Source organism: Streptomyces sp. NPDC001980 (assembly GCF_040296885.1).
Classification (GTDB): Bacteria; Actinomycetota; Actinomycetes; order Streptomycetales; family Streptomycetaceae; genus Streptomyces.
The window spans coordinates 80,165-103,411 of the sequence record NZ_JBEOYD010000025.1 but is presented as its reverse complement, the minus strand read 5'-3'; the positions used below and the strand labels follow the sequence as shown (position 1 = coordinate 103,411).

Annotated in this window: 20 protein-coding genes; all 20 read left to right on the top strand. The window is 69.8% G+C overall.

The window, feature by feature from the left end:
• Nucleotides 1-13 precede the first annotated feature (13 nt).
• The gene (gene lysA, locus ABT137_RS32160) at nt 14-1,405 is read left to right on the top strand and encodes a diaminopimelate decarboxylase (protein ID WP_351714625.1); all 1,392 of its coding nucleotides are present in this window, start codon (nt 14-16) and stop codon (nt 1,403-1,405) included.
• A gap of 157 nt (nt 1,406-1,562) precedes the next feature.
• Nucleotides 1,563-2,855: a homoserine dehydrogenase gene (locus ABT137_RS32155; protein WP_351714624.1), complete on the top strand. Its 1,293-nt coding sequence runs from the start codon at nt 1,563-1,565 to the stop codon at nt 2,853-2,855.
• A gap of 6 nt (nt 2,856-2,861) precedes the next feature.
• The gene (gene thrC, locus ABT137_RS32150) at nt 2,862-3,920 is read left to right on the top strand and encodes a threonine synthase (protein WP_351714623.1); all 1,059 of its coding nucleotides are present in this window, start codon (nt 2,862-2,864) and stop codon (nt 3,918-3,920) included.
• A gap of 331 nt (nt 3,921-4,251) precedes the next feature.
• Nucleotides 4,252-5,181 (top strand): homoserine kinase, encoded by a 930-nt coding sequence (thrB, locus tag ABT137_RS32145; protein ID WP_351714622.1) that lies wholly within the window; start codon nt 4,252-4,254, stop codon nt 5,179-5,181.
• Nucleotides 5,182-5,588: 407 nt separating this feature from the next.
• Nucleotides 5,589-7,637 carry a transcription termination factor Rho gene (rho, locus tag ABT137_RS32140; protein ID WP_351714621.1) on the top strand — a complete coding sequence of 683 codons (2,049 nt, stop codon included), beginning with the start codon at nt 5,589-5,591 and terminating at the stop codon, nt 7,635-7,637.
• Between the two features lie 129 nt (nt 7,638-7,766).
• Entirely contained in the window at nt 7,767-9,617 is a 1,851-nt protein-coding gene (locus tag ABT137_RS32135; protein ID WP_351714620.1) for a trypsin-like serine protease, read from the top strand.
• A 229-nt stretch (nt 9,618-9,846) separates the two neighbouring features.
• On the top strand, nt 9,847-10,962 hold the full coding sequence (locus ABT137_RS32130; protein ID WP_351714619.1) for an LCP family protein: 1,116 nt from the start codon (nt 9,847-9,849) through the stop codon (nt 10,960-10,962).
• A 305-nt stretch (nt 10,963-11,267) separates the two neighbouring features.
• Nucleotides 11,268-11,492, top strand: a complete 225-nt coding sequence (gene rpmE / locus ABT137_RS32125; protein ID WP_030049623.1) for a 50S ribosomal protein L31 — start codon at nt 11,268-11,270, stop codon at nt 11,490-11,492.
• A 113-nt stretch (nt 11,493-11,605) separates the two neighbouring features.
• The gene (prfA, locus tag ABT137_RS32120; protein WP_351714618.1) at nt 11,606-12,682 is read left to right on the top strand and encodes a peptide chain release factor 1; all 1,077 of its coding nucleotides are present in this window, start codon (nt 11,606-11,608) and stop codon (nt 12,680-12,682) included.
• 39 nt (nt 12,683-12,721) lie between these two features.
• Nucleotides 12,722-13,567 carry a peptide chain release factor N(5)-glutamine methyltransferase gene (gene prmC / locus ABT137_RS32115; protein ID WP_351714617.1) on the top strand — a complete coding sequence of 282 codons (846 nt, stop codon included), beginning with the start codon at nt 12,722-12,724 and terminating at the stop codon, nt 13,565-13,567.
• A gap of 52 nt (nt 13,568-13,619) precedes the next feature.
• Complete coding sequence (locus tag ABT137_RS32110; protein ID WP_189268510.1) at nt 13,620-14,267, top strand: L-threonylcarbamoyladenylate synthase; 648 nt, start codon at nt 13,620-13,622, stop codon at nt 14,265-14,267.
• Nucleotides 14,264-14,947: an arsenate reductase/protein-tyrosine-phosphatase family protein gene (locus ABT137_RS32105; protein ID WP_351714616.1), complete on the top strand. Its 684-nt coding sequence runs from the start codon at nt 14,264-14,266 to the stop codon at nt 14,945-14,947. Before ABT137_RS32110 ends, ABT137_RS32105 begins: the two co-directional genes overlap by 4 nt.
• 242 nt (nt 14,948-15,189) lie before the next feature.
• Nucleotides 15,190-16,434, top strand: a complete 1,245-nt coding sequence (gene glyA, locus ABT137_RS32100; RefSeq protein ID WP_351714615.1) for a serine hydroxymethyltransferase — start codon at nt 15,190-15,192, stop codon at nt 16,432-16,434.
• A 150-nt stretch (nt 16,435-16,584) separates the two neighbouring features.
• The gene (locus ABT137_RS32095; RefSeq protein WP_351714614.1) at nt 16,585-18,006 is read left to right on the top strand and encodes an MraY family glycosyltransferase; all 1,422 of its coding nucleotides are present in this window, start codon (nt 16,585-16,587) and stop codon (nt 18,004-18,006) included.
• A 302-nt stretch (nt 18,007-18,308) separates the two neighbouring features.
• On the top strand, nt 18,309-18,740 hold the full coding sequence (locus ABT137_RS32090; RefSeq protein ID WP_351714613.1) for a Cg1360 family ATP-synthase-associated protein: 432 nt from the start codon (nt 18,309-18,311) through the stop codon (nt 18,738-18,740).
• Nucleotides 18,741-18,950: 210 nt separating this feature from the next.
• Entirely contained in the window at nt 18,951-19,787 is an 837-nt protein-coding gene (atpB, locus tag ABT137_RS32085; RefSeq protein WP_351714612.1) for a F0F1 ATP synthase subunit A, read from the top strand.
• Nucleotides 19,788-19,860: 73 nt separating this feature from the next.
• Complete coding sequence (locus ABT137_RS32080) at nt 19,861-20,109, top strand: ATP synthase subunit C-like protein (protein ID WP_123974115.1); 249 nt, start codon at nt 19,861-19,863, stop codon at nt 20,107-20,109.
• A 37-nt stretch (nt 20,110-20,146) separates the two neighbouring features.
• Nucleotides 20,147-20,692 (top strand): F0F1 ATP synthase subunit B, encoded by a 546-nt coding sequence (locus ABT137_RS32075; RefSeq protein WP_351714611.1) that lies wholly within the window; start codon nt 20,147-20,149, stop codon nt 20,690-20,692.
• Entirely contained in the window at nt 20,689-21,510 is an 822-nt protein-coding gene (locus ABT137_RS32070) for a F0F1 ATP synthase subunit delta (protein ID WP_351714610.1), read from the top strand. The genes ABT137_RS32075 and ABT137_RS32070 overlap by 4 nt, the downstream gene beginning before the upstream one ends.
• Nucleotides 21,511-21,644: 134 nt before the next feature.
• Nucleotides 21,645-23,234, top strand: coding sequence for a F0F1 ATP synthase subunit alpha (atpA, locus tag ABT137_RS32065; RefSeq protein ID WP_351714609.1), 1,590 nt, complete (start codon nt 21,645-21,647; stop codon nt 23,232-23,234).
• Nucleotides 23,235-23,247: the final 13 nt, after the last annotated feature.

Genomic DNA, 23,247 nt, shown 5'->3' with positions numbered 1-23,247 from the left:
AGCCCAAAGAGCAATGAGCCGTTCCGCGCACCCCGCCGGGCCCCGGCACGCCGATGTCCTGCCCGAGGGGCACTACGCCGCCCCGCCCACCGATCTCAACGCCCTCGACTCCAAGGTGTGGTCCCAGACCGTCACCCGGAACGCCGACGGCGTCGTCACCGTCGGCGGTGCCGACGTGAAGACCCTCGCCGAGGAGTTCGGCACCCCCGCCTACGTCCTCGACGAGGACGACTTCCGGGCCCGGGCCCGTGCCTGGCGCACCGCGTTCGGACCGGACGCCGACGTGTTCTACGCCGGGAAGGCGTTCCTGTCGCGGGCCGTCGTGCGCTGGCTGCACGAGGAGGGGCTCAACCTGGACGTGTGCTCCGGCGGGGAACTGGCCACCGCCCTCTCCGCCGGCATGCCCGCCGACCGCATCGCCTTCCACGGCAACAACAAGTCCGCGGCGGAGATCCGGCGGGCGGTCGAGGCCGGTGTCGGGCGGATCGTCCTTGACTCCTTCCAGGAGATCGTGCGGGTCGCCCACATCGCGCAGGAGCTCGGCACCCGGCAGCGCGTGCAGATCCGTATCACCGTGGGTGTCGAGGCGCACACCCACGAGTTCATCGCCACCGCCCACGAGGACCAGAAGTTCGGGATCCCGCTGGCCGGCGGGCAGGCCGCGGAGGCCGTGCGGCGGGCGCTGCAGCTCGACGGGCTCGAGCTCATCGGGATCCACTCGCACATCGGGTCGCAGATCTTCGACATGTCGGGGTTCGAGGTCGCCGCGCACCGGGTCGTGGGGCTGCTCAAGGACATCCGGGACGAGCACGGGGTCGAGCTGCCCGAGATCGACCTGGGCGGCGGGCTCGGGATCGCGTACACGAGCGACGACGACCCGCGCGAGCCGCACGAGATCGCCAAGGCGCTCACCGAGATCGTGACGAGGGAGTGCGAGGCCGCCAGGCTGCGGACGCCCCGGATCTCCGTGGAGCCGGGGCGGGCCATCGTCGGGCCCACCGCCTTCACGCTCTACGAGGTCGGCACCATCAAGCCGCTCGACAACCTCCGCACCTACGTCTCCGTCGACGGCGGCATGTCCGACAACATCCGGACCGCGCTCTACGACGCCGAGTACAGCGTCGCCCTGGTGTCCCGGACCAGCGACGCCGAGCCGATGCTCGCCCGCGTCGTCGGCAAGCACTGCGAGAGCGGGGACATCGTGGTGAAGGACGCGTTCCTGCCGGGCGACCTGGCACCCGGTGACCTCATCGCCGTACCGGCCACCGGCGCCTACTGCCGTTCCATGGCCAGCAACTACAACCACGTGCTCCGGCCGCCCGTCGTCGCGGTGCGGGACGGTGCGGCCCGGGTGATCGTCCGGCGGGAGACGGAGGAGGACCTGCTCCGGCTCGACGTCGGATGACAGGCGGAGACACAGGCGGATGACGCAGGCGGAAGATCTCCTGTCTGCCATCCCCGCACAATGAAATAGATGTCTCACGATCCGGACGAAGGGTAGAAACTCCCGTCCGGTGAGTGAGACTGGTCCAACCGTAGACGGTATGAGGAAACGAGGTCGGATGATGCGTACGCGTCCGCTGAAGGTGGCGCTGCTGGGCTGTGGGGTCGTCGGCTCAGAGGTGGCACGCATCATGACGACGCACGCCGACGACCTCGCCCAGCGGATCGGCGCCCCGGTCGAGCTGGCCGGTGTGGCCGTACGACGGCCCTCCAGGGTCCGTGAGGGCATCGACCCGGACCTGGTCACCACCGACGCCACCGCGCTCGTCAAACGCGGCGACATCGACGTCGTGGTGGAGGTCATCGGCGGGATCGAACCCGCCCGCACCCTCATCACCACCGCCTTCGAGCACGGCGCGTCGGTCGTGTCGGCCAACAAGGCGCTGCTCGCCCAGGACGGCGCCGCCCTGCACGCGGTCGCCGAGCAGCACGGCAAGGACCTCTACTACGAGGCCGCCGTCGCCGGCGCCATCCCGCTGATCCGGCCGCTGCGCGAGTCCCTGGCCGGTGACAAGGTCAACCGGGTGCTCGGCATCGTCAACGGCACCACCAACTTCATCCTCGACAAGATGGACTCCACCGGGGCGGGCTACCAGGAGGCCCTCGACGAGGCCACCGCGCTGGGCTACGCGGAGGCCGACCCGACCGCCGACGTCGAGGGCTTCGACGCGGCCGCCAAGGCCGCCATCCTCGCCGGCATCGCCTTCCACTCCCGGGTGCGGCTCGACGACGTCTACCGCGAGGGCATGACCGAGGTCACCGCCGCCGACTTCGCCTCCGCCAAGAACATGGGCTGCACCATCAAGCTGCTCGCCATCTGCGAGCGAGCCGAGGACGGCGGCTCGGTGACGGCCCGCGTGCACCCCGCCATGATTCCGCTGACCCACCCGCTCGCCTCCGTGCGCGGCGCGTACAACGCCGTCTTCGTGGAGTCGGACGCGAGCGGGCAGCTGATGTTCTACGGTCCCGGCGCCGGCGGCGCCCCGACCGCCTCCGCGGTCCTCGGCGACCTCGTCGCCGTCTGCCGCAATCGGCTCAGCGGGGCAACGGGGCCCGGCGAGTCGGCGTACGCCGGTCTGACCGTGTCGCCCATGGGTGATGTCGTCACGCGCTACCACATCAGCCTCGACGTCGCCGACAAACCGGGTGTTCTCGCCCAGGTCGCCACCGTCTTCGCCGAGCACGGGGTTTCCATCGATACGGTTCGGCAGACCGGAAAGGACGGCGAGGCCTCCCTCGTCGTCGTCACCCACCGGGCCTCCGACGCCTCCCTCTCCGGGACCGTCGAGGCGCTGCGCAAGCTCGACACCGTGCGGGGTGTCGCCAGCATCATGCGGGTTGAAGGAGAGTAACCAGCAATGACCCACCAGTGGCGCGGAATCATCGAGGAGTACCGGGACCGGCTGCCCGTCTCCGACACCACGCCGGTCGTGACGCTCCGCGAGGGCGGCACGCCCCTCGTGCCCGCGCAGGTGCTCTCCGAGCGCACGGGCTGCGAGGTCCACCTGAAGGTGGAGGGCGCGAACCCGACCGGGTCCTTCAAGGACCGCGGCATGACCATGGCCATCAGCAAGGCCAAGGAGGCGGGCGCGCAGGCTGTGATCTGCGCCTCCACCGGGAACACCTCCGCCTCCGCCGCCGCGTACGCCGTGCGCGCGGGCATGGTCTCCGCCGTGCTCGTCCCGCAGGGCAAGATCGCGCTCGGCAAGATGGGCCAGGCCCTCGTGCACGGCGCGAAGATCCTCCAGGTCGACGGCAACTTCGACGACTGCCTCACCCTCGCCCGCAAGCTGAGCGAGAACTACCCGGTGGCGCTGGTCAATTCGGTCAACCCGGTGCGCATCGAGGGCCAGAAGACGGCCTCCTTCGAGATCGTGGACATGCTCGGCGACGCGCCCGACATCCACGTCCTGCCGGTGGGCAACGCGGGCAACATCACCGCGTACTGGAAGGGGTACAAGGAGTACGCCGCCGACGGCATCTCCACCGGGACGCCCCGGATGTGGGGTTTCCAGGCCTCCGGCAGCGCCCCGATCGTGCGCGGCGAGATCGTCAAGGACCCCTCGACGATCGCCACCGCGATCCGCATCGGCAACCCCGCCTCCTGGCAGTTCGCGCTCGCGGCCCGGGACGAGTCCGGCGGCTTCATCGACGAGGTGACGGACCGTGAGATCCTGCGCGCCTACCGGCTGTTGGCCGCGCAGGAGGGTGTCTTCGTGGAGCCCGCCTCCGCCGCGTCCGTGGCCGGTCTGCTGAAGGCCGCCGAGCAGGGCAAGGTCGACCCCGGCCAGCGCATCGTCTGCACGGTCACCGGCAACGGCCTGAAGGACCCCGACTGGGCCGTCGCCGGCGCTCCGCAGCCGGTCACCGTGCCGGTCGACGCGGCCGCCGCGGCCGAGCGGCTCGGGCTCGCCTAGAGCACGGCCTCAAGGGGTACTCGAGAGGCATTCGAGCAACCCCGGCCGGGCAACCGGCCGACCTGGCCGGGCGACCGGCCGACACTCTGCGGCGTCTTCGACAGGGAACTCCCTACGGAGGGGGCACGGGGGGCTTACGACACGCATCGTGCGCCTCCTGTGCGCCCTATGTCGCCACAGAACCTTCCTTCGATAGGCTGTACCGAACCCGCCCGCTGCATATGCCTCCGCATATGGCGCGGTGCCGCGCCGTCTCCACGGCCCGAGGGTCCCCCACGTACCTATCGAATGTCATTCGACCATCACGCAGCTCAAGGAGAGTCATCGAGCGATGGCCGGTCCAGCGTTCCGCGCCGCCGCCGTCCGGGTGCGCACCCCTGCCACCAGCGCCAACCTCGGTCCGGGCTTCGACGCCCTGGGCCTCGCGCTGGGGCTCTACGACGACGTCGTCGTCCGGGTGGCCGACTCCGGGCTGCACATCGACATCGCGGGGGAGGGCAGCGAGACGCTGCCGCGTGACGAGAGCCACCTCCTCGTACGCTCCCTGCGCACCGCCTTCGACCTGCTGGGCGGACAGCCCCGCGGCCTGGAGATCGTGTGCGCGAACCGCATCCCGCACGGCCGCGGCCTCGGCTCCTCCTCCGCCGCCATCTGCGCCGGCATCGTCGCCGCGCGTGCCGTGACCATAGGCGGCGAGGCCCGGCTCGACGACGCCGCCCTGCTGGAGCTCGCGACCGAGATCGAGGGCCACCCCGACAACGTCGCGGCCTGCCTGCTCGGCGGCTTCACGCTCTCCTGGATGGAGTCCGGCGCCGCCCGGGCGATCAGGATGGAGCCCAACGATTCCATCGTTCCGGTGGTTTTCGTGCCCGGGAAACCGGTCCTGACGGAGACCGCGCGCGGACTGCTCCCGCGCACCGTGCCGCACGTCGACGCCGCCACCAACGCGGGCCGCGCGGCCCTGCTCGTCGAGGCCCTCACCCGGCGCCCCGAGCTGCTGCTGCCCGCCACCGAGGACCGTCTGCACCAGGAGTACCGCGCCCCCGCGATGCCGGAGAGCGCGGCACTGGTGGAGCGGCTGCGCGCCGACGGCATCCCGGCCGTGATCTCCGGCGCCGGACCCACCGTGATGGCGCTCGCCGACGCCGGCAGCGCCGAGAAGGTGCAGGCCCTGGCCGGTAGGGACTGGGCCGCCAACCGGCTCGACCTGGACCTTCAGGGAGCGAGCGTGCTGCCGCTCGCGCCCTCCAGTGACATGTGACGCGCACGATTGCCGGATTTGGAGAGGGGGAATGTTTGTTGGATCCGGTAGTGTTAACCTCAAGTCTGCACCCGACCCCACCATGGCGAGGTGCTTCGTGTCCCCGTCCGGGACAGACATTCTTCCGGGAGTCTCCCAAGCCATTCAGCGTTCTGTATGACGTACCTGGGCAGTACGCCGTACCCGGGCACTGAGAGGGCCGCTGGGCACGCTCCGGAACAGGTGCTACCACGCCACGTGACACCGGGTGCCACGGCTCGTCGGAAGCGCCGTCACCAGATATCTCTTCCGCCGCATTGGCGGACCACCGCCCCGGCACGGTCCACACAAGCAAGGACCGAAAGCCGGACAGCACAACCGGTCGCCGAGCCAGACAGGCCGACGTCCGCTCCAGGGAAGGACCCTTCGTGAGCGACACCACCGATCTGATGGGCGCACGTGTCGAGGAGACCGCTGCCGCGCCCGCCACGGACGCCTCCGCGCCTGCCTCCGGTGCCGGCTCCCGGCGGCGCCGCGGTACCGGCCTCGAGGGCATGGTGCTGGCCGAGCTTCAGCAGGTCGCATCCGGCCTCGGCATCAGGGGCACCGCGCGGATGCGCAAGAGCCAGCTGATCGAGGTCATCAAGGAGGCGCAGGCCGGTGGGGGAGCCCCCGCCAAGGCCGAGGCCGCCACCGAGACCAAGCCGAAGCGCCGGGCCACCTCCAAGGCCCGCACGGGTGACGAGGCCGCCGAGAAGAAGGCGGAGCAGGCCGCCGAGGCCCCCGCCGAGAAGGCCGTGGCCCAGCAGCAGATCGAGATCCCCGGCCAGCCGGCCGGCCGCGCGGGCGAGGCCGAGCGCGACGGGGACGACGCCCCGGCCGAGCGCCGCCGGCGCCGGGCCACCGCCGAGGCCGGCAGCCCCACCGCCACCGGCGCCGAGACCGTCGCCGCCGAGGCGCGGACGGAGCCGAAGGCCGAGACGCCCGCGCAGCAGCAGGGCGAGGCCAGGGCCGACGCCGGTGACGACGGCCGCGGCCGTCGCGACCGCCGTGAGCGCGGCCGTGACCGCGACCGCCGCAACAAGGGCGACGAGCAGCAGGGCGGCGGCCAGGGCGGCCGTCAGGACCGCCAGGACCGCCAGCAGGACCGGCAGGACCGTCAGCAGCAGCAGCAGCCGCAGCAGCAGGGCGGCGGCCGTCAGGACCGCAACGCCGGCCCGCAGGACGACGACGAGTTCGGCGACGGCCGCCGTGGCCGCCGCGGTCGCTACCGGGACCGCCGGGGCCGTCGTGGCCGCGACGAGATCGGCGGCGCCGAGCCGCAACTGGCCGACGACGACGTCCTGATCCCCGTCGCGGGCATCCTGGACATCCTCGACAACTACGCGTTCATCCGGACCTCCGGCTACCTGCCGGGCCCGAACGACGTGTACGTCTCCCTCGCCCAGGTCCGCAAGAACGGCCTGCGCAAGGGTGACCACGTCACCGGCGCGGTACGGCAGCCCAAGGACGGCGAGCGCCGCGAGAAGTTCAACGCGCTGGTCCGCCTCGACTCCGTCAACGGCATGGCGCCCGAACACGGCCGCGGCCGCCCGGAGTTCAACAAGCTGACCCCGCTCTACCCGCAGGACCGGCTCCGCCTGGAGACCGACCCGGGCGTGCTGACCACCCGCATCATCGACCTCGTGTCGCCGATCGGTAAGGGCCAGCGCGGTCTGATCGTGGCCCCGCCGAAGACCGGCAAGACCATGATCATGCAGGCGATCGCCAACGCGATCACGCACAACAACCCCGAGTGCCACCTGATGGTCGTCCTCGTCGACGAGCGTCCGGAAGAGGTCACCGACATGCAGCGGTCGGTGAAGGGCGAGGTCATCTCCTCGACCTTCGACCGTCCGGCCGAGGACCACACCACGGTCGCCGAGCTCGCCATCGAGCGTGCCAAGCGTCTGGTGGAGCTGGGCCACGACGTGGTCGTGCTGCTCGACTCGATCACGCGTCTGGGCCGTGCGTACAACCTGGCCGCGCCGGCCTCCGGCCGCATCCTGTCCGGTGGTGTCGACTCGACCGCCCTGTACCCGCCGAAGCGCTTCTTCGGTGCGGCCCGCAACATCGAGGACGGCGGCTCGCTGACCATCCTCGCCACCGCCCTGGTGGACACCGGGTCCCGCATGGACGAGGTGATCTTCGAGGAGTTCAAGGGCACGGGTAACGCCGAGCTGAAGCTCGACCGGAAGCTCGCGGACAAGAGGATCTTCCCGGCGGTGGACGTGGACGCGTCCGGCACCCGTAAGGAAGAGATCCTGCTCGCCCCCGACGAGCTCGCCATCGTCTGGAAGCTGCGCCGGGTGCTGCACGCCCTCGACCAGCAGCAGGCGGTCGAGCTGCTGCTCGACAAGATGAAGCAGACGAAGTCGAACGCCGAGTTCCTGATGCAGATCCAGAAGACGACGCCGACGCCCGGTAACGGCGACTGACAGCTGTCGTAAGCGGAAGCCGTCCCCCCACCAGGGGGGACGGCTTCTGGCGTTTTTCCGGCCGGTGTACGATCGCGCCTTCGGTCAGTTGACCGAATCACGAACTCCTGATCCCGAGGGGGGACTTAGGTGGGTACACCCACGTCCGGGAGCGGTCGTCACAGACGCCGGATACGTTTCGCTCTGCCCGTCGCCGCGGCCGGTGTCGCCGCCGCCGTCGCGGCCGCGCTGATCGCGACCTCCGCCAACGCGGCCACCCAGCCGACGCCCACGGCCAAGCCGTCCGTCAGCACACCGTCGCAGGCCGTTCTGAACAAGCGGATCGCCCGTGCGATCACCGCCGACAGCGGGACGACGACCACGAACAAGTCGACCGCCACCGCGAGCGGTTCGGCCGTCTCGCCGAAGATCATCGGTGGCGGTACGACCACCATCTCCTCGGCGCCGTGGATGGCCCAGCTCTGGTACTACGACGACAAGGGCACCACCAGCACCAGCGACGACGAGGGCTTCTTCTGCGGCGGCTCGGTCATCTCGCCCACGAAGATCCTCACCGCCGCGCACTGCGTCAAGGGCTTCAAGTGGAGCACCACCGACTCCGCGGTCGTCACCGGCACCGCCTCGCTGCCCACCACCAACACCGACGGCACCGCCAACCTGCACGGCGGCACCGCCACCGCCGTACTGCGGCAGTGGAACAACCCGTCGTACAGCGTGTCGACCGACGGCGCCCCCAACAACGACATCGCGGTGCTCACCCTGGCGGCCCCCGTCAAGGCGACCCCGATCCGCATGACGACGAACACCGACACCGCGTCGTACACGGGCACGGCCGCCAAGACCGCCAAGGTCTACGGCTGGGGCCGGACCAGCTCCACCACGCAGGACATCTCCGAGACGCTGAAGACGGCCACGCTGCCGATCAACACGGACGCCACCTGCACCGCCGCCTACGGCAGCACCGACTTCGTCAAGGGCCACATGGTCTGCGCGGGCGCGCCGGCCACCGGCAGTGACACCGGCACGACGACCACCTGCAACGGCGACTCCGGTGGCCCGCTGGTCGTCGGCGGCCGCATCGTCGGTGTCGTCTCCTGGGGTGTCGAGGACTGTGTCGCCAAGGGTGCCTACCCCGTCTTCACGAAGGTCAGCACCTACGTCGGTGCCGCCTACGCGCAGATCGCCGACACCAACCTGAGCCTGTTCAACAACCTCAACGACGGCAGGGCCGACCTGTTCGCCCGTAAGTCGTCGACCCACGTCGGCTACGAGCTGGACTCGAAGGGCACCTCGCTCGCCTCCCGTGCCTCCTGGGGCGACTGGAGCGGCGTCAACGTCATCCTGCAGGCCGACCTCGACCGGGACGGCTTCCAGGATCTCGTCTACCGGGTGGCCTCCAGCGGCGACGTCTACTGGGACCACTTCGTGCTGAACAGCGCCCAGACCAGCGGCTCCTGGGCCACGAAGAAGATCTTCTCCGGCTGGAAGACCCGCAAGGCCGTCGTGATCCCCGGTGACCTCACCGGCGACTACCTGCCCGACGTGCTCTCCGAGGACTCCGGCGGCGTGCTGTGGCTGTACCCCGGCAAGGGCAACGGCACCTTCGCCGCCCGCGTCAAGATCGGCGGCGGCTGGAGCCAGTACAACCAGCTGCGCGGCGTCGGCGACTTCAACGGCGACGGCAAGGCCGACCTGCTGGCCCGCAAGAGCAGCGGCGGCGACCTGTACCTGTACAAGGGCACCGGCAAGTCCGGCACCGGCCTCTTCTCGGCCCGGGTGAAGGTCCGCTCCGGCTGGACCGGCTTCAACACCCTCGCCGCGGTCGGCGACCTGACCGGCGACGGCAAGGCCGACTTCCTGGCCCGGACGACCGGCGGCACGCTGTACCTGTACCCGGGTACCGGCAAGGCGACCAGTGAGATCTTCGGCACAAGGAAGTCGCTCGGTACCGGTTTCCAGCAGTACGACATCTTCGGCTGACATGGCTGGTGAGCGGGGGTTCGCCCCACTTGCCCGGTGACTTCCGATCACTCAGTGTGCCCATCGCTCCACGCGGTGGGCACACTGCGTTGTGCAACCCTTTCCCGAGTTTCGCTGTCTGACCAGGCGGAGCGACGATGGTCCGGATACGTGCCGATGATCCTGGTACGCCGGGCCTGACCCTGAAAGCAGGGGATAACCGAGCAGTCGTACGAGAACAGAGGAGCCCATGTCCGCCGAGAGCACGCCCGGTCCGGGCATACCCGGGCCCGATACGAAGGCCACGAGCCACCGCAGGCCCCGAAGGGCGGGCCGCAGGGCACTGCTCGTCACGGCCTGGACGGCGGCCGGCATCCTCGTCCTCGGCGGCGCCGGCGTCGGCTACCTGTACTTCAAGCTCAACGGCAACCTCAAGACCGTCGACATCAACCAGATGCTCGGCACCGACCGGCCCGCCAAGGTCGACAACGGCTCCGAGAACATCCTGGTCCTCGGCTCGGACACGCGTTCCGGCGCCAACAAGGAGCTCGGCGGCGGCGCGGACGACGGCAGCGCCCGCTCCGACACGGCGATGATCATCCACGTCTACAAGGGCCACAAGAAGGCCGCGGTCGTCTCCGTCCCCCGGGACACCCTGATCGACCGCCCCTCCTGCACCGATGCGCGGGGCACCACCCACTCCGCCGAGACCGGCGTGATGTTCAACTCCGCGTACTCCACGGGCGGCGCGGCCTGTGCGGTCAAGACCGTCGAGTCGATCACCGGCATCCGGATGGACCACTACCTGGAGGTCGACTTCTCCGGGTTCCAGAAGCTCATCGACGAGCTCGGCGGCGTCAAGGTCACCACGACGAAGGCCATCGACGACCGGGAGAGCCACCTCGACCTCAAGGCCGGCACCCACACGCTCAACGGCAAGCAGGCCCTCGGCCTCGTCCGCACCCGGCACGGCGTCGGCGACGGCTCCGACCTGGGCCGCATCCAGCTCCAGCAGGCGTTCATCAAGGCCCTCGTCAACCAGGTCAAGCAGGTGGGCGTCTTCACCAGCCCCAAGAAGCTGTATGACCTGGCCGACACCGCGACGAAGACGATCACCACCGACTCCGACATCGGCTCGGTGAACTCCCTGATCGACTTCGCGAACGGCCTGAAGTCCATCGACTCCAAGAACATGCACATGGTCACCATGCCGGTGGAGTACGACCCGGCGAACCCGAACCGGGTGATCGTGGCCGAGGCGAAGGCCAAGCTGGTCTGGAAGGCCCTGAAGAACGACCGGCCGATCCCGGCGTCCGCGACGAAGGGGACGGCGACGGGGCAGGCCAAGGGGGTCGTGACGTCGTAGTCCGGGTGCGGGTGATCCGTGGTTGGCCGCGCAGTTCCCCGCGCCCCCAAGAAGGTGGGTCCACTGACCCGCCCCGAAAGGGGCGCGGGGAACTGCGCGACAAGCCGCGACGGACCCGCAGGCGCACACGACGAATCCGTCCCCACCCCCGTAGGCGCACCCTCCCGCCCTCCCCGGAATAAAGATCAAAGCCCCCCGGTTTTGGGAGATACGGCCAGCCCTGGCAGACTGGTACGTCGGCCCCGGTTCACGCCCCGCAAGCCCGCGGCGGCGACCCGGTGCCCTCCCGAAATCTAGGAGACACCTTGAAGCGCGAGATCCACCCCGAGTACGTCGAGACGCAGGTCAGCTGCACCTGTGGCGCGTCGTTCACCACCCGTAGCACGATCACCAGCGGCACCATCCGTGCCGAGGTCTGCTCCGAGTGCCACCCGTTCTACACGGGCAAGCAGAAGATCCTCGACACCGGTGGCCGTGTGGCCCGCTTCGAGGCCCGCTTCGGCAAGGCTGCCGCCGGCTCCAAGAAGTAGCGAGCCCCATTTCGCCGGTCCACGGCCACGCCCCTGCGAGGGCGTGCCCGGGACCGGCGTTTTTGGTCGCCCGCCTTCCCCTCCCCACGCCGTAGCAGTATCAGGAGCCAAAAATGTTCGAGGCCGTCGAGGAACTCGTCGTCGAGCACGCAGACCTGGAGAAGAAGCTCGCCGACCCGTCGGTCCACGCCGACCAGGCCAACGCGCGCAAGCTGAACAAGCGCTACGCCGAGCTCACCCCGATCGTCGCCACGTTCCGCTCCTGGAAGCAGACCGGCGACGACATCGAGACCGCGCGTGAACTGGCCGCCGACGACCCCGATTTCGCCGCCGAGGTCAAGGAACTGGACAAGCAGCGCGACGAGCTCACCGAGAAGCTGCGCCTGCTGCTCGTCCCCCGGGACCCGTCCGACGACAAGGACGTCATCCTGGAGATCAAGGCCGGCGCCGGCGGCGACGAGTCCGCCCTCTTCGCCGGCGACCTGCTGCGCATGTACCTGCGGTACGCCGAGCGCGTCGGCTGGAAGACCGAGGTCATCGACTCCACCGAGTCCGAACTGGGCGGCTACAAGGACGTCCAGGTCGCCGTGAAGACCAAGGGCGGCAACGGCGCGACCGAACCCGGGCAGGGCGTCTGGGCGCGGCTCAAGTACGAGGGCGGTGTGCACCGCGTGCAGCGCGTGCCGGCCACCGAGTCGCAGGGCCGGATCCACACGTCCGCCGCCGGTGTGCTGGTCACGCCGGAGGCGGAGGAGGTCGACGTCGAGATCAACCCGAACGACCTCCGGATCGACGTCTACCGGTCCTCCGGGCCCGGCGGACAGTCCGTCAACACCACCGACTCCGCCGTGCGCATCACGCACATCCCCACCGGAGTCGTCGCCTCCTGCCAGAACGAGAAGAGCCAGCTGCAGAACAAGGAGCAGGCCTTGCGTATCCTGCGCTCCAGGCTGCTCGCCGCGGCGCAGGAGGAGGCGGAGAAGGAGGCCGCCGACGCCCGCCGCAGCCAGGTCCGCACCGTCGACCGCTCCGAGAAGATCCGCACGTACAACTTCCCGGAGAATCGCCTCTCGGACCACCGCGTGGGCTTCAAGGCGTACAACCTGGACCAGGTCCTGGACGGCGACCTCGACGCGGTGATCCAGGCCTGCGTCGACGCGGACTCGGCCGCCAAGCTCGCGGCCGCGTAAGGCCGTACGCACGTACGAGTTACGACACGGAGGACCAGCGTGAACCTGCTGCTCGCGGAGGTGGCCCAGGCCACCCAGCGGCTGGCCGACGCAGGCGTGCCCTCGCCGCGCAACGACGCGGAGGAGCTCGCCGCGTTCGTGCACGGCGTGAAGCGGGGCGCGCTGCACTCCGTCAAGGACTCCGACTTCGACGCCCGCTACTGGGAGGTCATCGGCCGCCGGGAGCAGCGCGAGCCGCTCCAGCACATCACCGGGCGGGCGTATTTCCGGTACCTCGAACTCCAGGTGGGTCCCGGCGTGTTCGTGCCGCGCCCCGAGACCGAGTCCGTCGTCGGCTGGGCCATAGACGCCGTGCGCGCCATGGACGTGGTCGAGCCCCGCATCGTCGACCTGTGCACCGGTTCCGGCGCCATCGCGCTCGCCCTCGCCCAGGAGGTGCCGCGCTCGCGCGTGCACGCCGTGGAGCTGTCCGAGGAGGCGCTCCAGTGGACCCGCAAGAACATGGCGGGCTCCAGGGTCGACCTGCGCCAGGGCGACGCCCTGGACGCCTTCCACGACCTCGACGGCCATGTCGACCTGGTGATCTCCAACCCGCCGTACATCCCGCTCACCGAGTGGGAGTACGTCGCCCCCGAGGCCCGTGACTACGACCCGGAGCTGGCCCTGTTCTCCGGCGAGGACGGCCTGGACCTGATCCGGGGCATCGAACGCACCGCGCACCGGCTGCTGCGCCCGGGCGGTGTCGTCGTCATCGAGCACGCCGACACCCAGGGCGGCCAGGTGCCGTGGATCTTCACCGAGGAGCGGGGCTGGGCCGACGCGGCCGACCACCCGGACCTCAACAAGCGCCCCCGCTTCGCGACCGCCCGCAAGGCGCTGCCGTGAGCACCCCGCAGACTCCCTTCACGAAGTACTTGTACGAGGAGGCCCGCTAGACATGGCACGGCGATACGACACCAACGACGCGACCGACCGCGTGACGGGTCTGCGCGAGGCCGCGTCCGCCGTCCGCCGGGGCGAGCTGGTGGTGCTGCCGACGGACACGGTGTACGGCATCGGCGCCGACGCGTTCACCTCGGAGGCGGTCGCCGACCTCCTCGACGCCAAGGGCCGGGGCCGCAACATGCCCACCCCCGTGCTGATCGGGTCCCCGAACACGCTCCACGGTCTCGTCACCGACTTCTCCGAGCTGGCCTGGGAGCTGGTCGACGCGTTCTGGCCGGGCGCCCTCACCCTGGTCGCCAGGCACCAGCCGTCCCTCCAGTGGGACCTGGGGGACACCAGGGGCACGGTGGCCGTCCGGATGCCCCTGCACCCGGTCGCCATCGAGCTGCTCACCGAGGTCGGCCCGATGGCCGTCTCCTCCGCCAACCTCACCGGCCACCCGTCCCCGGAGACCTGTGACGCCGCGCAGGAGATGCTCGGCGACTCCGTCTCCGTGTACCTCGACGGCGGCCCGACCCCCGGCAACGTCCCCTCGTCGATCGTCGACGTCACCCGCGAAGTTCCGTTGCTGCTGCGCGCGGGCGCGATCTCGGCGGAGGAGCTGCGGAAGGTCGTACCCGACCTTGAGGTGGCGAATTGACAGCCCCTGACGCGGGGCGTGGCATAGGCAACGGGGAAAGCGCGGCGGAGATCACGACGACGTTCGTGGGGCTGCCGCGCGACAGCTTCCGCATCCTCCACGTCAGCACCGGCAACGTGTGCCGCTCGCCGATCACCGAGCGGCTGACCCGCCATCTCGTGACGGACCGGCTCGGCGTCTTCCTCGGCGGCGGGCTGGTCGTGGAGAGCGCGGGTACCTGGGGCCATGAGGGCGCGCCCATGGAAGCCAACGCGGAGGCCGTCCTCGCGGACTTCGGCGCGGACGCCTCCGGTTTCGTGGGCCGCGAACTGCTCGACGAGCACGTGATCCGGGCCGACCTGGTCCTGACCGCCACCCGTGACCACCGCGCCCAGGTCATCTCCATGGGCCACTCGGCGGGCCTGCGCACCTTCACGCTGAAGGAGTTCACCCGGCTGGTCCGCGCGATAGACCCGGCGACGCTGCCGCCGACGTCGGAGGGCGTGGTCGTACGAGCCCGTGCGCTGGTGCGGGCGGCCGCGGCCCTCCGCGGCTGGCTCCTGGCGCCGACGGCCGAGGCGGACGAGGTCTACGACCCCTACGGCGCCCCGCTGCCGTTCTTCCAGTCCATCGGCGACGAGATACACGAGGCGCTGGACCCGGTGGTCACGGCGCTGACCGGGGTGCCGGCGCGGATGTAGCCCGCGTTTCTCACATCGGCACCCGGCGCTGCAGGCCGATGGCGGATGCCCGGGGCGAAGCGCCCCGTAAGGGGCGCGGGGAACTGCGCGAGCACCCCCCACGCACCCGCAGTCGCGCGACCGGCCGCAAGCACCCCTCCGGCAGCGAGACGGCCCGCCACGGCCGTACGTACAAACCGCGCGTCCGCCCCATACCGGGCCTACATTGGACATACGTCACCGTCGACCGCCCGGAGCCCGTCATGTCGGTCACCCCTGCCCTCGTCGAGGGCGATCTGCTGTTGCGGCAGGACCCGGAGCTGGCCGAGATCCTGCTGGGGGAGCTGGCGCGGCAGTCGACGTCGTTGCAGCTGATCGCCGCCGAGAACTTCACCTCGCCGGCCGTGCTGGCCGCGCTGGGGTCGCCGCTCGCCAACAAGTACGCCGAGGGGTATCCGGGCACCCGCTACCACGGCGGCTGCGAGATCGTGGACGTGGCCGAGCGGCTCGCCGTCGACCGGGCCAAGGCGCTGTTCGGCGCCGCGCACGCCAACGTGCAGTCCCACTCGGGGTCGTCCGCGGTGCTGGCCGCGTATGCCGCCCTGCTGCGCCCCGGCGACACCGTGCTGGCTCTCGGGCTGCCCTACGGCGGTCATCTCACGCACGGCTCGCCGGCCAACTTCTCCGGCCGCTGGTTCGACTTCGTCGGGTACGGGGTGGACGCCGAGAGCGGGCTCATCGACTACGACCAGGTGCGGGCGCTGGCCCGCAGCCATCGGCCCAAGGCGATCGTGTGCGGGTCCATCGCCTACCCCCGGCACATCGACTACGCCTTCTTCCGCGAGGTCGCCGACGAGGTGGGCGCGTATCTGATCGCCGACGCCGCCCATCCCATCGGGCTCGTCGCCGGGGGAGCGGCACCCAACCCGGTGCCGTACGCCGACGTCGTGTGCGCGACCACGCACAAGGTGCTGCGCGGGCCGCGCGGCGGGATGCTGCTGTGCGGTGCGCCGGAGCTGGCCGAGCGCCTCGACCGGGCCGTGTTCCCGTTCACGCAGGGCGGCGCGCAGATGAACGCCATCGCCGCGAAGGCGGTCGCGTTCGGGGAGGCGGCAACACCGGCGTTCACCGTGTACGCCCATCAGGTGGTCGCCAACGCGAGGGTTCTCGCGGCCGGGCTGGCGCAGGCGGGGCTGGGCGTCACCACCGGGGGCACGGACACGCACCTGATCACCGTCGACACCGCGCCGCTCGGCGTCGAGGGGAAGACCGCCCGGGGGCGGCTCGCGGCCGCCGGGATCGTGCTGGACTGCTGCGCCCTGCCGCACGGCGACGCGCGGGGGCTGCGGCTGGGCACCGCCGCCGTCACCACGCAGGGCATGGGGGAGGCGGAGATGCCCCGGATCGCGGCGTTGCTGGCGGGCGTGGTGACCGGTGTCACGGACGTGGGGAGGGCGCGTGACGAGGTGCGCGAGCTCACCGGTAGATTTCCGCCGTATCCCGGGTGAGACGGGGGTAGGCGCAGCGTCGTACAACCGTCGTACGCCCGGCTCACAGCCTTGCGTGCAACCATCGTCGCTACCCGGAAGTCCCCATACATATGCGTCCCTCGCTAGGGTGTGGGGCTGTGATGGCCAGCGAGACATGTGGGGAAGCCTGTGCGTGAATACCTGCTGACGCTCTGCATCACGGCCGCGGTGACGTACCTGCTGACAGGGCCGGTACGGAAGTTCGCGATCGTGGCGGGGGCCATGCCGGAGATCCGGGCACGTGACGTGCACCGGGAGCCCACTCCGCGGCTCGGCGGGATCGCGATGTTCTTCGGCCTGTGCGCGGGGCTGCTGGTCGCCGACCACATGTCCAACCTCAACGAGGTCTTCGCGAAGTCGAACGAGCCGCGGGCGCTGCTCTCCGGCGCTGCCCTGATCTGGCTGATCGGTGTGCTCGACGACAAGTTCGAGATCGACGCGCTGATCAAGCTGGGCGGTCAGATGATCGCCGCGGGCGTCATGGTCATGCAGGGTCTGACGATCCTGTGGCTGCCCATCCCGGGCGTCGGCACGGTGGCGCTGACCCCGTGGCAGGGCACCCTGCTGACGGTGGCGCTGGTGGTCATCACGATCAACGCGGTGAACTTCGTCGACGGCCTGGACGGCCTGGCCTCCGGCATGGTGTGCATCGCCGCCGCGGCGTTCTTCATGTACGCCTACCGGATCTGGTACTCGTACGGCATCGAGGCCGCCGCCCCGGCCACCCTGTTCTCGGCGATCCTGATGGGCATGTGCCTGGGCTTCCTGCCGCACAACATGCACCCGGCGCGGATCTTCATGGGTGACTCCGGGTCGATGCTGATCGGCCTGGTGCTGGCCGCCGGCGCGATCTCGGTCACGGGCCAGGTCGACCCGGACGTGATGAACCTGTTCGCCGGGTCCGAGCGCAACACCGTCCACCAGATGGTGCCGGTCTACATCCCGCTGCTGCTGCCGCTGACCATCATCGCGGTGCCGGCCGCCGACCTGGTGCTGGCGATCGTGCGGCGCACCTGGCGCGGCCAGTCGCCGTTCGCGGCGGACCGGGGGCACCTGCACCACCGGCTCCTGGAGATCGGCCACTCGCACAGCCGGGCCGTGCTGATCATGTACTTCTGGTCGGCGCTGATCGGCTTCGGCGCGCTCGCCTACTCGGTGAACTCGGCGTCCATGTGGATCGTGCTCGGCGTGGTGTTCCTCAGCTCGGTCGGCCTGGCGCTGCTCCTGCTGCCGCGGTTCACCCCGCGCGCCCCGCTGTGGGCGCAGGCCTTCGTGCCGCCCCGCTACCGGCGCCGTGCGGTGGTCCAGCCGGCCGAGGAGCCGGCGGCGGCAACTGCCCAGGTCGCGGCGTCCGTTGAGCGGGAGGAGCCGGAGGAGCCGGAGAAGCCGAGCGACGAGCACCGCTCCCCGGTGACCGCCGGTGCGGCCTCGGTGAACGGCTCGGCGGCGCCCTCGGTGAACGGCTCGGCCACGGCCTCGGTGAACGGCGCGACCGCCATCGGCCCCCGTTCGCGTCTCCTGGATCGGCACACTTCCGAGACCTCCCGCTGACCCCGCCAAGGTAAGAATCTGACTAGAGCATTGCCAAGTCGTGGGGGACCAAAGGCCCCCAATACCAGACACAACGGCTCGGTTTTCGCTCAGACGCGCAGGTTCACTCTCATGTGTGACAGCGAGCACACCTACCAGGTAAAGACCTCATCAAATAGTTTGTGATACGGTTCACGAGAACCCCGGACAGAGTCGAAGGACCCGACTGCGACGGTCCGTCAGCGTGAGGTCTTCGACCCTCCGACCGGGACTACGCTCGTCCATGACGACACCTGCCCCCCTGTGAAAGCGGAGTTGCCGCCATGCCGTCCAATGACGCCCGGAACCTGGCCCAGGCCGCCGTACCCACGGCTGCCGTCGGCGTGCTCGCCGCCGTCGTCAGTGGGGTGGTCGCGGGCGGCAAGGGGGCGATCGGGGCGCTCGTCGCGACGGTGATCGTGATCCTCTTCATGGGGGTCGGTCTCTACGCCCTGCAGCGCACCGCGAAGTCGTTTCCCCAGCTGTTCCAGATGATGGGCCTGATGCTCTACGCGGCCCAGCTTCTGCTGCTGTTCATCTTCATGGCCGCGTTCAAGAACACGACGCTGTTCAACCCCCGGGCCTTCGCCATCACGCTCGTGGCCGTCACGCTCACGTGGATCGCGGCACAGACCCGCGCCCACATGAAGGCCAAGATCCTCTACGTCGAACCCGACAAGACCGACAAGGCCGAGAAGACCGGGCATTCCTCGTGAGAGGTAGGGCCGGGATAAAGGCGCGCGAGAGATCCTGCTATCGTCCGGTGCCAACTGCGGCATCGCGGACGCGGGCATCTGAGCTGACGCCTGCTCAATCGCGAGGCGAGATGCCCCCCAGCCGCCCCCACATCCGTAACACCAGTCCCGTGCCGAACCGCGGCCCTGTGCCGCGCCGACACAACGAGGTTGCCGTATCCATGCGCCACGATGAAGGAGCCCGCGGTGAGTGCTGACCCGACGCAGACGCTCGCTTTCGACACGAGCTGTCACCTGTTCAGCGGGTGTGGCTTCCCGGCTCCGGGCCTGCACTCGTTCCTGTTCAAGCCGCTCTTCGGCGACGCGGACAGCAACGTGTACTTCAACAAGACGATGCTGCTGGCGCTGCTCGGGTCGATCATCATCGTGGCCGTCTTCTGGGCCGCCTTCGCCCGCCCGAAGGTCGTCCCGGGCAAGCTGCAGATGATCGCCGAGTCCGGCTACGACTTCGTCAGGCGCGGTGTCGTCTACGAGACCATCGGCAAGAAGGAAGGCGAGAAGTACGTCCCGCTCGTCGTCTCGCTCTTCTTCTTCGTCTGGATGATGAACCTCTGGTCGATCATCCCGATCGCCCAGTTCCCGGTCACCGCGATCATCTCGTACCCCGTCGCTCTGGCCGCCATCGTCTACATCCTGTGGGTCTCGCTGACCTTCAAGCGCCACGGCTTCGTCGGTGCCTTCAAGAACTTCACCGGCTACGACAAGTCGCTCGGCGCGGTCCTCCCGCTGTCGATGACGATCGAGCTCTTCTCGAACCTGCTCGTACGGCCCTTCACCCACGCCGTCCGACTCTTCGCAAACATGTTCGCCGGGCACACCCTGCTGCTGCTCTTCACGATCGCCAGCTGGTACATGCTGAACGGCATCGGCATCGCCTACTCCGCCGTGTCGTTCGTGATGGTCCTGGTGATGACCGCCTTCGAGCTCTTCATCCAGGCTGTCCAGGCGTACGTCTTCGTACTGCTGACCTGCAGCTTCATCCAGGGCGCGCTCGCCGAGTCCCACTGAGCGCCCCGACCACCCACCCATGACATCCGGTGGCCAACCCCCACCGGTCATTGAAAGAGAAGGAAGAACCGGCATGTCCGCTCTCCAGACCCTTGCCGCCGGCGCCACGGTCATCGGCAACCTCGGTTCCATCGGTTACGGCCTCGCGGCGATCGGCCCGGGCGTCGGCGTCGGCATCATCTTCGGTAACGGCACCCAGGCCCTCGCCCGCCAGCCCGAGGCTGCCGGCCTGATCCGCGCCAACCAGATCCTCGGCTTCGCCTTCTGTGAGGCGCTCGCCCTGATCGGTCTGGTCATGCCGTTCGTCTACCCGACCTCCTGACCCGACCGTCGCGCACCATTAGACGAAAGGCACTGATATGAGCCTCTTGGTTCAGCTGGCGGCGGAGAAGCCCGAAAACCCTCTCATCCCGCCGGTCCCAGAGCTCGTCATCGGCCTGATCGCCTTCGTCATCGTCTTCGGCTTCCTCGCCAAGAAGCTCCTTCCGAACATCAACAAGGTTCTGGAGCAGCGCCGCGAGGCGATCGAGGGCGGTATCGAGAAGGCCGAGGCCGCCCAGACCGAGGCCCAGAGCGTCCTTGAGCAGTACAAGGCGCAGCTGGCCGAGGCCCGGCACGAGGCCGCGCGCCTGCGCCAGGAGGCTCAGGAGCAGGGCGCCGCGCTCATCACCGAGATGCGCGCCGAGGGCCAGCGGCAGCGTGAGGAGATCGTCGCCGCCGGTCACGCCCAGCTCGAGGCCGACCGCAAGTCCGCGGCTCAGGCGCTGCGTCAGGACGTCGGCCACCTGGCCACCGACCTGGCCGGCAAGCTGGTCGGCGAGTCCCTGGAGGACCACGCCCGGCAGAGCCGTGTGATCGACCGCTTCCTCGACGAGCTTGAGGAGAAGGCCGAGGCCGCGCGATGACAGCGCACGGAGCGAGCCGCGAGGCCCTGGCAGCCGCACGTGAGCGTCTCGACGCGCTGACGGACTCCACGTCCGTGGACGCGACGCGGCTCGCCGACGAGCTGGCGGCCGTCACCGCACTGCTCGACCGCGAGGGCGGCCTGCGCCGGGTCCTCACCGACCCGGCGCAGTCCGGCGAGGCGAAGGCCGAGCTGGTCCGACGCCTGATCGGCGGCCAGGTCTCCGAGACCACCGCCGACCTGGTGTCCGGCCTGGTCCGGTCCCGCTGGTCGCAGCCCCGCGACCTGGTGGACGCGCTGGAGGAGCTGGCGAGCACCGCCGACCTCACGGCCGCGGAGAAGTCCGGCACGCTGGACGACGCCGAGGACGAGCTGTTCCGGTTCGGCCGGATCGTCTCCTCGAACACGGAGCTGCGCGCCGCGCTCACCGACCGCAAGGCCGGCACCGCCGCGAAGACCGAGCTGCTGCACCGGCTGCTCGGCGGCCGCGCCAAGCCGGTCACCGAGCGTCTGGTCACGCGCCTCGTGACCGTGCCGCGGGGACGTAGCCTGGAAGCGGGCCTGGAGGCCCTGTCCAAGCTGGCCGCGGAGCGTCGCAGCCGGGTCGTCGCCGTCGTCACCTCGGCGGTTCCGCTGAGCGAGCCGCAGAAGCGGCGCCTGGGCGCCGCCCTCGCGAAGCTCTACGGCCGCACGATGCACCTCAACCTCGACGTCGACCCCGCGGTCGTCGGCGGGATCCGGGTGCAGGTCGGTGACGAGGTCATCAACGGTTCCATCGCGGACCGGCTGGAGGACGCGGCCCGCCGCATGGCGAGCTAGCACCTCGGTAGTCGAGAACAAGCAGTACGTACTCACGACGGCCCTGGTTGGGCCGTACAAGAAGAATCCCTGGGGGTCGCCCCCAGACCCCCCAAGTGAAACTTCGGGCCCAACAAGGAGAGCAGGGAACCCAGATGGCGGAGCTCACGATCCGGCCGGAGGAGATCCGGGACGCGCTGGAGAACTTCGTCCAGTCGTACAAGCCGGACGCGGCCTCGCGCGAGGAGGTCGGTACGGTCACCCTTGCCGGCGACGGCATCGCGAAGGTCGAGGGCCTCCCCTCGGCCATGGCCAACGAACTGCTGAAGTTCGAGGACGGCACCCTCGGCCTCGCGCTCAACCTGGAAGAGCGCGAGATCGGCGCCATCGTCCTCGGCGAGTTCAGCGGCATCGAGGAGGGTCAGCCGGTGCAGCGCACCGGTGAGGTCCTCTCCGTCGCGGTGGGCGAGGGCTACCTCGGCCGCGTCGTCGACCCGCTCGGCAACCCGATCGACGGCCTCGGCGAGATCGAGACGTCCGGCCGCCGCGCCCTGGAGCTGCAGGCTCCGGGCGTCATGGCCCGTAAGTCGGTGCACGAGCCGATGGAGACCGGCTACAAGGCCGTCGACGCGATGACCCCGGTCGGCCGCGGCCAGCGCCAGCTGATCATCGGTGACCGTCAGACCGGCAAGACCGCCCTGGCCGTCGACACGATCATCAACCAGCGCGACAACTGGCGCTCGGGCGACCCGAAGAAGCAGGTCCGCTGCGTCTACGTCGCCATCGGCCAGAAGGGCTCGACCATCGCCTCCGTGCGTGGCGCCCTCGAAGAGGCCGGCGCGCTGGAGTACACGACCATCGTCGCCGCCCCGGCGTCCGACCCGGCCGGCTTCAAGTACCTGGCGCCGTACACCGGCTCGGCCATCGGCCAGCACTGGATGTACGACGGCAAGCACGTCCTCATCATCTTCGACGACCTCTCGAAGCAGGCCGACGCCTACCGCGCCGTGTCGCTGCTGCTGCGCCGCCCGCCGGGCCGTGAGGCCTACCCGGGTGACGTCTTCTACCTGCACTCCCGTCTCCTTGAGCGCTGCGCCAAGCTCTCCGACGAGATGGGTGCCGGTTCGATGACCGGTCTGCCGATCGTCGAGACCAAGGCCAACGACGTCTCGGCGTTCATCCCGACCAACGTCATCTCCATCACCGACGGCCAGTGCTTCCTGGAGTCGGACCTCTTCAACGCCGGTCAGCGCCCCGCGCTGAACGTCGGTATCTCCGTCTCCCGAGTCGGTGGTTCCGCGCAGCACAAGGCGATGAAGCAGGTCTCCGGCCGCCTCCGTCTGGACCTCGCCCAGTACCGCGAGCTGGAGGCGTTCGCCGCCTTCGGTTCCGACCTGGACGCCGCGTCGAAGTCCCAGCTGGAGCGTGGTCAGCGACTGGTCGAGCTGCTCAAGCAGGCTCAGTACCAGCCGATGTCCACCGAGGACCAGGTCGTCTCCGTGTGGGCCGGTACCACCGGCAGGATGGACGACGTCCCGGTCACCGACATCCGCCGCTTCGAGAAGGAGCTCCTGGAGTACCTGCACCGCAAGGAGCAGGGCCTCATGACCTCCATCAAGGAGGGCGGCAAGATGTCGGACGACACCCTCACCGCTGTTGCCGACGCCATCGCCGACTTCAAGAAGCAGTTCGAGACCTCGGACGGCAAGCTTCTCGGCGAGGACGCCCCGGCCGCGGCCAAGTGACGTAAGGAAGGGA